Origin of the sequence: Burkholderia sp. 572, from assembly GCF_040545135.1 — a bacterium.
Classification (GTDB): Bacteria; Pseudomonadota; Gammaproteobacteria; order Burkholderiales; family Burkholderiaceae; genus Burkholderia; species Burkholderia cepacia.
Genome location: NZ_JBEPLH010000001.1, coordinates 515,357 through 528,742, shown reverse-complemented (window position 1 = coordinate 528,742; position 13,386 = coordinate 515,357). Strand labels below are relative to the sequence as shown.

Sequence of the window (13,386 nt, the reverse complement as noted above, 5' to 3'; positions counted from 1 at the left end):
TTCAGCGATCCTTCGGGTCGAGCGCGTCACGCAGGCCATCGCCGACGAAGTTCACGCAGTAGAGCGTCACGCACAGCATGACGGCCGGGGCCAGCAGCAGCCACGGCATCGATTCCAGTTTCTGCGCGCCGTCCTGGATCAGCACGCCCCAGCTCGTCATCGGTTCCTGCACGCCGAGGCCGAGGAACGACAGCACCGATTCGGTCAGCACGATGCCCGGCACCGAGACCGTCGCGTACACGACGACCACGCCGAGCAGGTTCGGCACCACGTGGCGCCGCACGATCGTGGCCGGCGACACGCCGATCGCGCGCGCCGCGTCGACGAACTCGCGGCTGCGCAGCGACAGCGTCTGGCCGCGCACGACACGCGCCATGTCGATCCACGAGAACGCGCTGATGGTCAGCACGACCAGCATGAACGAGCGGCCGAACAGGGTCATCATCAGGATCGCGATCAGCAGGTACGGGATCGCGTACATCATGTCGACGACGCGCATCATCACGGCATCGGTGCGGCCGCCCGCGAAGCCCGCGGTCGCGCCCCACGCGACGCCGAACAGGCCCGACACGAGCGTGCCGAGCAAGCCGACCTCGATCGACACGCGTCCGCCGATCAGCGTGCGCACGAGCAGGTCGCGGCCGAGCTCGTCGGTACCGAACCAGTGCTGGTTGGCCCAGGTCGGCGGCAGGCTGATCGCGCCCCAGTCGCTCGCGGCCGGGTCGGCGGTCAGCAGCCACGGGCCGACGAAACACGCGATCGTGATCAGCGCGAGCAGCACGAGGCTGAACACGGCCGCACGGTTGTGAAGGAAGCGCGCCATGGCAAGCGCGAGCGGCGAGCGCGAACGCGGCGGCGTGTCGGTCTGCACGGGCAGGCCGACGACGGGAGTAGTCGGAGTCATCGCAGTGCCTCGCTCAATAACGGATGCGCGGATCGAGCCACGCGTACGCGAGGTCGACCAGCAGGTTGAACAGCACGGCGCAGACGGTGGTCAGCACGACGAGGCCGAGCACGAGCGTGTAGTCGCGGTTGATCGCACCGTTCACGACGAGCTGGCCGAGGCCCGGCAGCGCGAACACCGATTCGGTGACGACGGCCGCGGTGATCGACGAGATGCAGACCGTGCCGACCAGCGACACGACCGGCATCAGCGCGGGCTTCAGCGCGTGGCGCAGCACGATAGTCGAGCCCGGCAGGCCCTTCGCGCGCGCGGTGCGGATGTAGTTGCTCGACAGCGTCTCGATCATCGAGCCGCGCATCACGCGCGCGAGCAGCGACATGTTGATGAAGGTCAGCAGCACGATCGGCAGCAGCCGGTACTGCCAGCCGCCGTCGCCCCACCCGCCCGCCGGCAGCCAGCCGTTACCGGCCGACGTCTTCAGCAGGATCGCGAAGATCCACACGAGCACGGGGCCGAGCACGAACGGCGGCACGACGTTGCCGACGTTGCCGATCAGCATCACGATGCGGTCGATGAAGCTGTCGCGGCGCACGGCCGCGACGGTGCCGAGCAGCACGCCGAGCCCGATCGAGATCGGGATCGACAGGCCGCCCACGCCGAGGCTCACCGGCAGCGCCTTGCGCACCAGGTCGTTCACGGACCAGTCGACGTAACGGAACGACGGACCGAGATCGCCGTGCAGCAGCGCGTTCAGGTACATCAGGTACTGCTTCCACAGCGGCTGGTCGAGGTGATACTTCGCGTTCAGGTTCGCGAGCGTCGCCGCGGACAGCTGCTTTTCCGTATCGAACGGGCCACCGGGCGTCAGGTGCAGCAGCAGGTAGCAGACGGTGACGACCGCGAGGATCGTCGGCACCGCCCACAACGTACGCCTCAATGCGTAGGCCAGCATGATCGCTCCGCTCAGTGCTTGATCACGTACATGTCCTGCGACGCACGCATGTCGATCACGTTCTTCAGCGAGTAGCCACCGACGTACGGCTTCACGAGACGGTCGGCCGAGTACTGGAACAGCGGCACCATCGGCGTGTCGTTCAGTGCGAGATCGTGTGCCTGCGTGAGCAGCGTGGCACGCGCCTTGTCGTCGAGCTTCTGGTTGCCTTCGTCGACGAGTGCGTCCACCTGCTTGTTGCAGTAGCCGACGGTGTTCTGCGCGCTGCCGCAACGCAGCAGGTCGAAGAACGTCATCGCGTCGTTGTAGTCGGCGAACCAGCCGTCGCGCGCGATCTGCACCTTGCCGTCATGGCGCTGCTTCATCAGCACCTTGAACTCGACGTTCTCGAGCTTCGTGTTGATGCCGAGCTTGGTACGCCATTCGGACGCCGCGAACAGCGCGACCTTCTTGTGCAGGTCGTTGGTGTTGTAGGTCAGCGTGAACGACAGCGGCTTCGCGTCCGAATAGCCGGCCTGCTTCAGCAGGTCCTTCGCGGTCGAGACGCGCTTGGCCATCGGCCACGACGCCCAGTCCGGCGTGAACGGCTGCACGCCCTTCGTGCCGTTCGGCATCAGGCCGTACATCGGCTTCTCGCCGGCCTGCGTGAGCTTCTGGGTCAGCACGTCGCGATCGAGCACCATCGATAGCGCCTGGCGCACGCGCTTGTCCTTCAGTGCCGGATCGCTGTTGTTCAGGTAGTAGTAGTACGTCGCGAGCTGCAGGCCCTGGCGCAGTTCGCCGCCGAACTGCTTGCTGACCTGCTGGAAGATCCCCGACGGGATCGAGTAGCTGTAGTCGATCTGGCCGGCCTGGTACATGCGCATCGCCGTCTCGTCGCTCTCGATCGGCAGGTACGTGACCTTGTTGATCACGACCTTCGGCGCATTCCAGTATTTCGCATCCTTCGAGATCACGATACGGTTGTTCGGCTGCCAGTCGACGAGCTGGTAGGCGCCGTTGCTGACGATGTTGCCCGGGCGCGTCCATGCGTCGCCGAGCTTCGTCACCGTGTCCTTGTTCACCGGTGCGAGCGGCACCATCGCGGTGAGCTCGGGGAAGAACGCGACCGGCACGTCGGTCGTCACTTCCAGCGTGTACGGGTCGACGGCGCGCACGCCAAGCGTCGACGGCGCGGCCTTGCCCGCGATGATGTCCTTCGAGTTCTTCACGAACTCGACGAGGATCGTGTACTTCGAGCCCGTCTTCGGATCGACGAGGCGCTGCCATGCATAGACGAAATCGGCGGCCGTCACCGGCTGGCCGTTGCTCCACTTCGCGTCGCGGCGAAGCTTGAAGATCCACGTCGTCGGCGTCTTGCGTTCCCACGACAGCGCGACACCCGGCACGACCTGGCCGGCTGCGTCGATGCGCGCCAGCCCTTCGAACAGGTCGAGGCCGATCGTGTTGCCGGTCCACGATTCGATGTGCGCCGGGTCGAGCGACTCGACTTCGGCAGGCACCTGGCGCGTCAGGTCCTGTTGAGGAGCGAGCGCGACGTTCGACGGAACGGAAACGGCGTGGGCGACAGGCGTCAGGGCGAGCGCGGCCAGCACGGCCGACATGGCATGCAAGGATTTCATCGTGGCAGTCTTGAGAAGGGTTGTTCGGTGAGCGTCGCGCGGCGGATGCCGCGGCTTACGCGTGAGACGCTGACGGGCGCAGCGATTGAGGAGGCCCGTGATTCTCGTATTGCATTTTAGTATTCCTTACGTTTCTTTCGACAGGTATTCCGTCTTCGAAACGAAGGAATACCTGTGCGTTAGAACAGCCTCGGCGTACCGACCCAGACCACCACCGACTCGATCTTCGCGGTGTTGACCCAGCTGTGCGGGACCGTCGACTGATAGTGCGAACTGTCACCGGCCTGCAGGACGAACGTCTTGCCTTCCAGCGTCAGCGACACTTCCCCTTCAATCACATACAGGAACTCCTCCCCTGCATGTGTCGTCACCTCAGACCGCTTCTGCCCCGGCGGCATCCTCACGAGGATCGCCTCCAGCTGGCGCCCTTCGGACACGTTCGTCAGCCTCGCGAACAGGTTCGCCGAATCGGCAAACCCGAAGAAGCGCAGCTGCTCGCCTCGGCAGACCGAGCGTTCCTCGCTCGGCGTATCCACGAAGTACTGCACCGTCACACCGAGCGCGTGCGCGATACCGGCCAACGATGTCAGCGACGGCGACGCGAGCCCGCGTTCGACTTGAGACAGAAACGGCTTCGAAATCCCCGCGGCGGTAGCGGTGTCGTCGAGCGTGCGCTTGAGTCGTTGGCGCAACGCGCGAATCTTGCTGCCCAGAGCGGCGGCAGCGTCTGCGGACCGCGAGTTTTCAGTGGGGGGAACCATAGCAGGCCGAAAAGTGATCGTCAAAAAATGTTTGATGGAAAATAACTAAGTTAGAACGATATAGCTTAGTCTTCGGGTTCGCACCCGTCTTCGGTGTTGAGCCCGGTGCACTAAACGGGACACGAAGCGAGCGAAACGACGCGCTATCTTGCCAGACTCGCCGGCTTCACAGGCAAGCTGCAAGCGGCTCTCCGGGAATATTCGGAGAGCCGGCATGAAAGCTTACAAGTAAATGATGAGACGAATGTTCCTGAAAGCTACTGCCACATTAGGAGTTTCCCTAAGTGGCGGATACCAGACGCACCGGACCGGCTGCCGTTACCATGCGCGCGCCGGTCGGGGCCCCTCCCCGCCACACCCGGCGGAGTCAGGCCCCGGCCCGGGCTAACCGCCCGACTGTTCCATCGCCAGCGCAAAGCTTACCCGGCCCATTGTGCATCGGCGCCAGTTCGACCCCAAGACGACGCGCGATCCGTGCCGTCCGTTTCAAACGAGATTGATGATGCAACCACCTGTTTCACAAACCCGATCGTTCACGACGGTCTTCCTCATCGAAATGTGGGAGCGTTTCGGCTACTACGGCATGGCCGCGCTTCTGGTCCTCTTCATGGTCGACCGGCTCGGTTTCACCGACAGCCATGCGAACCTGACCTGGGGTGCGTTTACTGCACTCGTCTATGCCGCGCCGTCGATCGGCGGCTGGATCGGCGACAAGGTGCTCGGCGCCCGCCGCACGATGATCATCGGCGCGTCCGTGCTCTGCGCCGGCTACCTGATGCTGTCGGTACCGAACGACCAGCTGACGTACATGTACGCGTCGCTCGGCGTGATCGTCGTCGGCAACGGCCTGTTCAAGGCCAACGCGGCGAACCTCGTGCGCCGCATCTATGAAGGCGACGACGCGCGCATCGACAGCGCGTTCACGATCTACTACATGGCGGTCAACATCGGCTCGACGGTGTCGATGCTCGCGACGCCGTGGATCAAGGATCACTGGGGCTGGCACACCGCGTTCGCGGTCTGCTGCGGCGGCATGCTGCTCGCGATCCTCAACTTCATGCTGATGCATCGCACGCTCGCACACGTCGGCTCGCTGCCCGACGACCAGCCGATCCGCTGGAAGCGCCTCGGCGCGGTCGCCCTGGGCGGTGTCGGGCTCGCGCTGGTCACGCTGTACGTGCTGCAGCACAAGCAGCTCGCCGTCGCCAGCGTGTGGACGGCCGCGTTCGCGATCCTCGCGATCTTCGCGTACATGATCGCGAAATCGGAGCGCTCGGAGCGCGCCGGCCTGATCGCGGCGCTCGTGCTGATCGGCCAGGTGATCCTGTTCTTCATCTTCTACGTGCAGATGTCGACGTCGCTGACGCTGTTCGCGCTGCGCAACGTCGATCCGCGCTTCATGCTGTTCGGCACGACGCTGTTCACGTGGAGCGCCGCGCAGTTCCAGGCGCTGAACCCGATCTGGATCATGCTGCTCAGCCCGGTGCTCGTATGGGTCTACAACGCCGTCGCGAAGGGCGGCCGTGACCTGCCGGTCGCCGCGAAGTACGCGCTCGGCTTCGGCGCAGTGGCCGCGGGCTACCTGGTGTTCACGATCAGCGGCCGCTTTGCGGTGGACGGCCGCGTGTCGTCGTGGTTCATGGTGTGGGGCTACGGCCTCTACTCGCTCGGCGAACTGCTGGTGAGCGGCCTCGGCCTCGCGATGATCGCCCGCTACGTGCCGGCGCGCATGAGCGGCTTCATGATGGGTGCGTACTTCGTCGCGACGGGCGTGTCGCAGTATCTGGGCAGCGTCGTCGCGAACTTCGCGCAGATGCCGTCGCACGAACTGCCGGCCACCGAATCGCTGCCGCTCTACCTGTCGCTGTTCGAGAAGCTCGGCTGGCTCGCCGCGATCGGCATGCTGCTCGCGCTGCTGCTGCTGCCGCTGATGAACCGCCTGTCGCGCCAGCACCAACGTTGTGCGGAAGAGCGCCGCGAGGAATCGCTGCAGGCGCAGGGTGCCGCCACGGCCCAGTAAGGACTATCCCTCGGCGCGCGGCCTGCACGCCACATTCTCCCGCCGGTTGCGCGATTGCGTCCTACACTGGTTGCAAAGCAGTGCATCCGCCGCGATGCGCGCTGGCGGGAGAAGACCATGAAAAGCAAGACCACGAGGCTCCTCCGGATCCTCTCGGACATCCGGTACGCGCAGCGATGCACTGCGCTGCGCGCCGCCCGGGCAGCAGCCGAAGCCGACGCGGTACTCGCGGAACGCGACGATCCGGCGCCCGACGAGCGCGACGACGCCGAATCCGACGACCCCACCGCCGTTCCCCGCTCCCGTATCGGCTCACCTCACTGACGCCGCGCCGCGCCGCTCACGCGGCCGCACCGCGCCACCGCGCGATCCACGTTCCCGAACCGGCCACGGCCATCATCAGCCCGAGCGCGCACGCGTCGGCCACGAGGCCCACGCCGACGTGCCGCAGGTCGGCACTGCCCACGACCGGATGCAGGAGCGAATCGATGACGAGCGAGATCGCCGCGCCCGCGACGAAGCAGATCAGCCCGCGCTGGCCCACGGCCACGACCGGCCGCACGCCTTGAGCGATCCGCGCGATCCAGCCGAAGCGCACGCAATCGGCCATCAGCCACGCGATGGCCGCGAAGCTCACGACGCGCGGCAGCGCGAGATCGCGCTTGAACACGCCTTCCGGCAGCGGCAGCCCCGAGAACAGCTTGTAGCTCGCGCAGCCGAGCACGACCGCGCAGGCCAGCCCGGTCGCCGCGGCCCCCCAGCGGCCGAGCGCGATGCGCCGGTAGAACGGCTGGCAGCGCGCGAGCACGCCGGCGACGAACATCAGTTGCCACGCGAACGGATTGAAACTCCAGCGGAATCCGTCGGTGTCCAGCAGCTCGGGGCCGAGCCAGCCCGCCGCGATCCACGACGCGACGCCGAGCGCGACGAGCAGCCACGGATGCCGGCGCGCGAACGGCACGAGCACCGGCGACGCGAGCGCGAACAGCACGTACATCGGCAGCACCGACGCGAGATAGGGCTGGCGCTGGAACGTCAGCAGTTCGGCCAGGCCCGTGAGCGGCGAGGCGAGCATCACGCTGACGTCGTCGAGCGCGAGGTTCGGCGCATCGATCCCGTAATGGTCGAGCACGGCCGACACGACGAGCATCAGCGTCGAGGTCGCGAGAAACGCGCGGTAGATCTGCATCGCACGGCGCACGAACCGCCGTTGCGCGGCGCGCGCGCCGTGCCGTTCGGCGATCGCGCCATAGGCGCTCGCGGTCGCGAAACCGCCGAGAAAGACGAAGACCTCGGCCGCGTCGCACAGCGCGAACGCGTGCAGCGTGACGCGCGACAACACGCTCGCGCCGATGTGATCGACGACGATCATCAACAGCACGATGCCGCGGAAGAAATCCACTTCGATCAGGCGGCCGCCGCGCGGCGGCCGAGCGGTGGCGGGCGGCACGCTCAACGACATGAGCGCACCCGCACGACGGCGGTGCGGCATGCACCGGAGAATGGATCGGGAAGAAGAAGGCGCGCGGGATCAGCCGCGATACGCGTATGCCCGCATCGCGCCAACCCGGCCGGCCAGGCACGGAGAGGACCGTTCATTGAAAGGCTGCATACGAAGGGAAGTCGGTGAGGCCAGTCTAGTAGCCGATCAGGAGAGACCCTAAGTAACAAAGTGCAACCGAATCTTCTGTTCGATTACACGCGCGAGCCTTGTGGTACGAAGCAGGCGGTGTCGCCAGATTCGCGCCAGCGCGACGCCAGTTTGCGGTCAGCATCGACGGGTTCGATCGTCGGGCGATGGCGATGCCGATGCTGATGCTGGTGCGATCTGCGCCACGTTCCGCGCCGCCGCCGCGTCGCGATCGACGCCTATCCGTGCGCCTATCCGTGCGCGGGCAGGCGCCGCATCAGCATGGCGCTGTGCCACGCGGTCAGCGCAACGGCGACCCAGATCGGCCCGTACGTCGCGAGCTTCGCGACGCTCAGCGTTTCGCCGAGCAGCAACAGCGACACCGCGACGAGCAGCACGGGCTCGACGTAGCCGAGAATTCCGAACAGGGCCATCGGCAGCATCCGGCTGGCCTTCAGGTAGCTCGCGAGCGCGAGCGTGCTCAGCACGCCGAGCCCCGGCAGCAGCGCGGCCCACAGCACGGGATGGCCGGCCACGCGCGTCGCGCTCGTCGCGACCATCGCGAACGCGACCGGGCACAGCAGCGCGATCTCGACCGCGAACGCGGCGAGCGAATCGGCGTTGATCCGCCGGCGCAGCACGAAATACGGCGGATAACCGAGCGCGACGACGAGCGTCGGCCACGCGAACGCGCGCGTCGCCCACACTTCGTGCGCGACGCCGAGCGCGGCGCACGCGACCGCCGTCCATTGCAGCGGATCGAGCCGTTCGTGATAGTAGAAGCGGCCGACGAGCACCATCGTCAGCGGCAACAGGAAATAGCCGAGCGACACTTCGAGCATGCGCCCGTGCAGCGGCGCCCACAGGAACAGCCACAACTGCAATCCGAGCAGCGCGGCGCTCACGGGCACCGCGATCAGCAGGCGCCAGTCGCGCACGCTGCGCCGAAGGAGGTCGACGAGCGCCGGCCAGCGGCCGCGCAGCGCGATCAGCGCGAGCGCGCCCGGTGCGGTCCACAACACGCGCCACGCGAAGATGTCGAGCCCCGTGAGCGGCGCGAGCAGTTTCGCGTAGGCGGACATCAGCGCGAACAGCGTCGATGCCATCACCGACAGCATGAGGCCGCGCCCGGCCTCCGGATACCCCGTCATGATCGTTCCGTGCCGCTTACTGCTGCTGGAAGCGCTCGAAGCGCTTCTCGGTCCGGCGTTCCTCGAACGTCACCTCGGTCACGCGCGCGGCCGGCGGCCCGTGACGCAGCCATGCGAGCATCCGGTCGATCTGCGCGCCGGGGCCCTGGATCATCGCTTCGACGGTGCCGTCCTCGAGATTCGCGACCCAGCCGCGCAGCTTCAGCGCATGCGCCTCGCGCACCGTCGCATGCCGGAAGCCGACGCCCTGCACGACGCCGCGCACCCGTACGTAGTAGGTCTCGATCCGTTCGTCCAGTTCATTGCGGCTCATCGCGTCGTCCTCCCGTTGCGTTCAAGCCCGGCATTGTAGTCGCGTCGGCCGCTTCGTACATGCCCGCACCCGTCGCGGCCTTGCGTCGCCGCGCGCGCCGACCACGTACAATCTCGCCGACGCTCAACCGCCGCGCCGCCCGCGCGCGGCCCTGAAGGAAACGCATGACTGATACCTCCCGCGATCTCGTTCTCGTCACCGGCGCGTCCGGTTTCGTCGGCTCGGCCGTCGCGCGCATCGCGCAGCAGAAAGGCTATGCGGTGCGCGTGCTCGTGCGCCCGACCAGCCCGCGCACGAACGTGGCGGATCTCGACGCCGAGATCGTCACCGGCGACATGCGCGACGAGGCGTCGATGCGCGCCGCGCTGCGCGGCGTGCGCTACCTGCTGCATGTCGCGGCCGACTACCGGCTGTGGGCACCCGATCCCGACGAGATCGAGCGCGCGAACCTCGAGGGGGCGGTCGCGACGATGCGCGCGGCACGCGCGGAAGGCGTCGAGCGGATCGTCTACACGAGCAGCGTCGCGACGCTGAAGGTGACGAGTGCCGGCGATCCGTCCGACGAAAACCGGCCGCTCACGGCGGAGCAGGCGATCGGCGTCTACAAGCGCAGCAAGGTGCTCGCGGAACGCGCGGTCGAACGGATGATCGCCGACGAAGGGCTGCCGGCCGTGATCGTCAATCCGTCGACGCCGATCGGCCCGCGCGACGTGAAGCCCACGCCGACCGGCCGCATCATCGTCGAGGCCGCGCTCGGCAAGATTCCGGCGTTTGTCGACACGGGGCTGAACCTCGTGCACGTCGACGACGTCGCGCACGGCCACTTCCTCGCGCTCGAGCGCGGCCGGATCGGCGAGCGCTACATCCTCGGCGGCGAGAACCTGCCGCTGCAGCAGATGCTCGCCGACATCGCGCAGATGACGGGCCGCAAGGCGCCGACGATCGCGCTGCCGCGCTGGCCGCTCTATCCGCTCGCAGTCGGCGCGGAAGCGGTCGCGAAGTTCACGAAGAAGGAGCCGTTCGTCACCGTGGACGGGCTGCGGATGTCGAAGAACAAGATGTATTTCACGTCCGCGAAGGCCGAGCGCGAGCTCGGCTACCGTGCGCGCCCGTACCGCGAAGGGCTGCGCGATGCGCTCGACTGGTTCGGCTCCGCGGGCTACCTGAAGTAACACAAAGCGGCGTACTTCACGCCGCTTTGCGCACTTTGTTACACGTCGCGCACGGCCCGGCACCGGCGCAGCGGTTAAAATCGCGGGTCTTACGCAGAGAAGACACGCATGAACCTGAACGATCAGATCGCTTCGCTCACCGTGGGCGTCGATCAGCTCCTCCACGATCACCACGCCGCGCAGCAGGCGGCCCGCAGCGCGGAAGCCTTCGCGCGCGCCGCAGCAGCGGAAGCCCGGGCCGCGGCAGAGCGTCACGCCGCCGCGGAAACCGAAGCGCAGGCCGCCGCGCAACGCCACACGGCCGCCGCCGCCGAAGCCGAGGCCGCGCAGCAGCGCCACGCGAGCGCGACCGCCGCCGCCGAAGCCGCCGCCCAGCGTCATACCGATGCCACCGCGCAAGCCGAAGCCGCCGTGCAACGCCATGCGGAAGCCACCGCGCTGACCGAAGCACTCGCGCAGCGTCACGCGGATGCCGAAGCGGCGTCGCAGCGCCACGCGGCCGCGATCGCCGAAGCCGAGGCCGCCGCGCAGCGTCATCACGCCGCAGCCACCGAAGCCGAAGCGGCCGCCCAGCGCCATGCGGCCGCGACCGTCGAAGCCGAGGCCGCCGCGAAGCGTCACGCGGAAGCGACCGCCGAAGCCGAAGCGGCCACGCAGCGCCACGCGGCCGCCATCGCGGAAGCCGAAGCCGCCGCCCAGCGCCACACGGCCGCGATCGCCGAAGCCGAAGCGCTCGCGCAGCAGCACGCGCAGGCGATCGCGGAAGCGCAGGCCGCCGCGCAGCGTCACGCCGACGCCACCGCCGAGGCCGAAGCCGTCACGCAACGCCATACCGAAGCGATCGCGCAGGCCGAGGCGGCCGCGCAACGCCACGCCGATGCCGCTGCGCAGGCCGAGGCCGTCACGCAACGCCATACCGAAGCGATCGCACAAGCCGAAGCGGCTGCGCAGCACCACGCGAAGGCCATCGCCGACGCCGAGGCGCTGGTCGAGGCCGTCGTCAAGGAAGCCGCGACGAGCGCGGTGGCCGCCACGGCCGTTGCGGCGGAAGTCGTCGAACCCGCGCCGGCCGACACGCCGGCGGCGGAACCGGCCGTGAACGCGCCCGCGCCGGCCGTGGCCGAAGCGGTGGAGGCAACGGCCGACACCGGGACGGCAATCGTCGCGACGGCGCAAGCCGACACGCCGGTTGAAGGTGAAGTCGAAGCCGAAGCCGAAGCCGCCAACACGCCGGCGCCGTCCGACAAATCGACGCTGCACGTATCGCGTCCGACGCAGAACGAACTCACGCTGACCATCAACGGCGAATCGATCACGCTGCATCCGGAACAACTGGGCCAGTTGATCGAGGAACTCGCGCATGCGCGCGCGTCGATGCAGCCGGAGCCGCCGCCCGGCATCCCGGCCGGCTGGCGCTTCGTGACGACGAAGAACCCGATGATGGCCGTGCAGAAGCAGTCGAACGGCGACCGCCTGCTGGTCGCCCGTCACACGGGCTACGGCTGGGTGCCGTTCACGTTCTCGCCGGACGTCGTGATCCAGATGTACATGATGCTGACCCAGCGCTAGGCACCGGCAGGCAGCCCCCGCCGAAAACGAAACAGCCCGATCGTTTCCACGATCGGGCTGTTTGCTTTCCGGCTGCCGGGAGGCACGCCTCCCGGGATCCGCTCAGCGCTCCACCGGCGCCTGCACGCGCGCCTTCCACTGGCCGCCCTTGCCGCGCCAGTAGCGCCACGCGGACGCGAACGTCGCGCCGACGTAGAACAGCGCGACGAGCGGCAGCGCGGGCGCCCACAGCGGCGAGCGCCGGTAGTAGCGCAGCATCGGCGCATACGCGGCGCACATCGACGCCCACGCGAGCCACGCCGGCCACGCGCGCGCGCCGTACGCGAGCGCCGCGGCGGGCGGCACGAGATAGATGATCGTCATCCCGAGCAGCGTGCCGGCCAGCAGCAGCGGCGAATAGTGCAGCTGCGTGAACGCCGTGCGCGCGATCATGTTCCAGATGTCGTGCCAGCTGTCGTACGGACGCAGCGACACGCTGCGGTCGGCCAGGTCGAGCCGGATCGGGTGGCGGCCGCTGCCGCGGTGCTTGATCTGCGCGGCCAGGCTGCAGTCGTCGATCAGCGCGCCGCGGATCGACTCGATGCCGCCCGCTTCCTCGAGCGCCGTGCGCTTCACCAGCATGCAGCCGCCGGCGGCACCGGCCGTCCGGTTGCGCGGGTTGTTGATCCACGAGAACGGGTAGAGCTTCGCGAAGAAGAACACGAACGCCGGGATCAGCGCCTTTTCCCAGAACGAATCGCAGCGCAGCCGCACCATCAGCGACACGAGATCGCGGTTCTCGGCCTGCGCGCGCGTGACGAGCTGCGCGACGGCGTCCGGCGGATGGCCGATGTCGGCGTCCGTCAGCAGCAGGTAGTCGGCCGGCAGGCCGAGCGCCTGCACCGCGGCGATCCCCTGCGACTGTGCCCACACCTTGCCCGACCAGCCGGCCGGCAGCGGCTTCGCGGCCAGCACCGTCAGCCGGTCGGCGCGGTTGATCGCGAGCGCGGCCGCGCGGGCCGCGTCGGCGGTACCGTCGTCGCTGTGGTCGTCGACAATGATCAGATGAAATTCGCCCGGGTAATCCTGCTCGAGCAGCGAAGTCGCCGCCCGGGCGATCACGTCGGCCTCGTTGCGCGCCGGCACGACCGCGACGACGGCCGGCCAGCCGGCCTCGGCCGCGGCGCCGCGCGCCTCGGGCGGCAGCGACCGCGCGGGCACCGCGCGCCAGAAACCGCCGCGCGCGACGAGCAGCACGATCCAGATGATCAGCGACAGCCCGGACACCAGGAAAGCGAGAACCAGCATCATCG

Annotated in this window: 12 protein-coding genes; 4 read left to right on the top strand and 8 right to left on the bottom strand. The window is 68.0% G+C overall.

The window, feature by feature from the left end:
- Position 1 precedes the first annotated feature (1 nt).
- The 4 genes from ABIC51_RS02420 to ABIC51_RS02405 form a co-directional block, all read right to left on the bottom strand.
- Entirely contained in the window at positions 2-904 is a 903-nt protein-coding gene (locus ABIC51_RS02420; RefSeq protein WP_027790318.1) for an ABC transporter permease, read from the bottom strand.
- Positions 905-917: 13 nt separating this feature from the next.
- The gene (locus ABIC51_RS02415) at positions 918-1,856 is read right to left on the bottom strand and encodes an ABC transporter permease subunit (protein ID WP_021162452.1); all 939 of its coding nucleotides are present in this window, start codon (positions 1,854-1,856) and stop codon (positions 918-920) included.
- 11 nt (positions 1,857-1,867) lie between these two features.
- Positions 1,868-3,478: a peptide ABC transporter substrate-binding protein gene (locus tag ABIC51_RS02410; protein ID WP_027790316.1), complete on the bottom strand. Its 1,611-nt coding sequence runs from the start codon at positions 3,476-3,478 to the stop codon at positions 1,868-1,870.
- 179 nt (positions 3,479-3,657) lie between these two features.
- Positions 3,658-4,239: a cupin domain-containing protein gene (locus ABIC51_RS02405; RefSeq protein WP_021162455.1), complete on the bottom strand. Its 582-nt coding sequence runs from the start codon at positions 4,237-4,239 to the stop codon at positions 3,658-3,660.
- A gap of 499 nt (positions 4,240-4,738) precedes the next feature.
- Between ABIC51_RS02405 and ABIC51_RS02400 the strand changes: the two genes are divergently transcribed.
- Together ABIC51_RS02400 and ABIC51_RS02395 are read left to right on the top strand one after the other, a co-directional pair.
- Positions 4,739-6,259: a peptide MFS transporter gene (locus tag ABIC51_RS02400; protein WP_027790315.1), complete on the top strand. Its 1,521-nt coding sequence runs from the start codon at positions 4,739-4,741 to the stop codon at positions 6,257-6,259.
- Positions 6,260-6,376: 117 nt separating this feature from the next.
- Positions 6,377-6,583, top strand: a complete 207-nt coding sequence (locus tag ABIC51_RS02395) for a hypothetical protein (protein WP_027790314.1) — start codon at positions 6,377-6,379, stop codon at positions 6,581-6,583.
- A gap of 16 nt (positions 6,584-6,599) precedes the next feature.
- Here ABIC51_RS02395 and ABIC51_RS02390 read toward each other — a convergent pair whose 3' ends face one another.
- The 3 genes from ABIC51_RS02390 to ABIC51_RS02380 form a co-directional block, all read right to left on the bottom strand.
- Complete coding sequence (locus tag ABIC51_RS02390) at positions 6,600-7,721, bottom strand: OpgC domain-containing protein (RefSeq protein WP_027790313.1); 1,122 nt, start codon at positions 7,719-7,721, stop codon at positions 6,600-6,602.
- A 419-nt stretch (positions 7,722-8,140) separates the two neighbouring features.
- Entirely contained in the window at positions 8,141-9,040 is a 900-nt protein-coding gene (gene rarD, locus ABIC51_RS02385) for an EamA family transporter RarD (RefSeq protein WP_175854491.1), read from the bottom strand.
- Positions 9,041-9,056: 16 nt separating this feature from the next.
- Positions 9,057-9,353, bottom strand: coding sequence for an acylphosphatase (locus ABIC51_RS02380; RefSeq protein WP_006480292.1), 297 nt, complete (start codon positions 9,351-9,353; stop codon positions 9,057-9,059).
- Between the two features lie 164 nt (positions 9,354-9,517).
- On the opposite strand from ABIC51_RS02380, the gene hpnA reads away from it, so the two are divergent.
- Both hpnA and ABIC51_RS02370 read left to right on the top strand, forming a co-directional pair.
- Complete coding sequence (gene hpnA / locus ABIC51_RS02375; protein ID WP_011353724.1) at positions 9,518-10,525, top strand: hopanoid-associated sugar epimerase; 1,008 nt, start codon at positions 9,518-9,520, stop codon at positions 10,523-10,525.
- Between the two features lie 108 nt (positions 10,526-10,633).
- Positions 10,634-12,094 carry a hypothetical protein gene (locus ABIC51_RS02370; RefSeq protein ID WP_027790311.1) on the top strand — a complete coding sequence of 487 codons (1,461 nt, stop codon included), beginning with the start codon at positions 10,634-10,636 and terminating at the stop codon, positions 12,092-12,094.
- 102 nt (positions 12,095-12,196) lie between these two features.
- On the opposite strand, the gene ABIC51_RS02365 is transcribed toward ABIC51_RS02370, so the two are convergent.
- Positions 12,197-13,384: a glycosyltransferase gene (locus ABIC51_RS02365; protein WP_354006335.1), complete on the bottom strand. Its 1,188-nt coding sequence runs from the start codon at positions 13,382-13,384 to the stop codon at positions 12,197-12,199.
- Between the last annotated feature and the right edge of the window lie 2 nt (positions 13,385-13,386).

What these genes read in the sequence shown, in the direction of transcription:
- ABIC51_RS02420 (WP_027790318.1), bottom strand. Translation starts at nt 904, where the DNA reads ATGACTCCGACTACTCCCGTCGTCGGCCTGCCCGTGCAGACCGACACG.
- ABIC51_RS02415 (WP_021162452.1), bottom strand. Translation starts at nt 1,856, where the DNA reads ATGCTGGCCTACGCATTGAGGCGTACGTTGTGGGCGGTGCCGACGATC.
- ABIC51_RS02410 (WP_027790316.1), bottom strand. Translation starts at nt 3,478, where the DNA reads ATGAAATCCTTGCATGCCATGTCGGCCGTGCTGGCCGCGCTCGCCCTG.
- ABIC51_RS02405 (WP_021162455.1), bottom strand. Translation starts at nt 4,239, where the DNA reads ATGGTTCCCCCCACTGAAAACTCGCGGTCCGCAGACGCTGCCGCCGCT.
- ABIC51_RS02400 (WP_027790315.1), top strand. Translation starts at nt 4,739, where the DNA reads ATGATGCAACCACCTGTTTCACAAACCCGATCGTTCACGACGGTCTTC.
- ABIC51_RS02395 (WP_027790314.1), top strand. Translation starts at nt 6,377, where the DNA reads ATGAAAAGCAAGACCACGAGGCTCCTCCGGATCCTCTCGGACATCCGG.
- ABIC51_RS02390 (WP_027790313.1), bottom strand. Translation starts at nt 7,721, where the DNA reads ATGTCGTTGAGCGTGCCGCCCGCCACCGCTCGGCCGCCGCGCGGCGGC.
- rarD (WP_175854491.1), bottom strand. Translation starts at nt 9,040, where the DNA reads ATGACGGGGTATCCGGAGGCCGGGCGCGGCCTCATGCTGTCGGTGATG.
- ABIC51_RS02380 (WP_006480292.1), bottom strand. Translation starts at nt 9,353, where the DNA reads ATGAGCCGCAATGAACTGGACGAACGGATCGAGACCTACTACGTACGG.
- hpnA (WP_011353724.1), top strand. Translation starts at nt 9,518, where the DNA reads ATGACTGATACCTCCCGCGATCTCGTTCTCGTCACCGGCGCGTCCGGT.
- ABIC51_RS02370 (WP_027790311.1), top strand. Translation starts at nt 10,634, where the DNA reads ATGAACCTGAACGATCAGATCGCTTCGCTCACCGTGGGCGTCGATCAG.
- ABIC51_RS02365 (WP_354006335.1), bottom strand. Translation starts at nt 13,384, where the DNA reads ATGATGCTGGTTCTCGCTTTCCTGGTGTCCGGGCTGTCGCTGATCATC.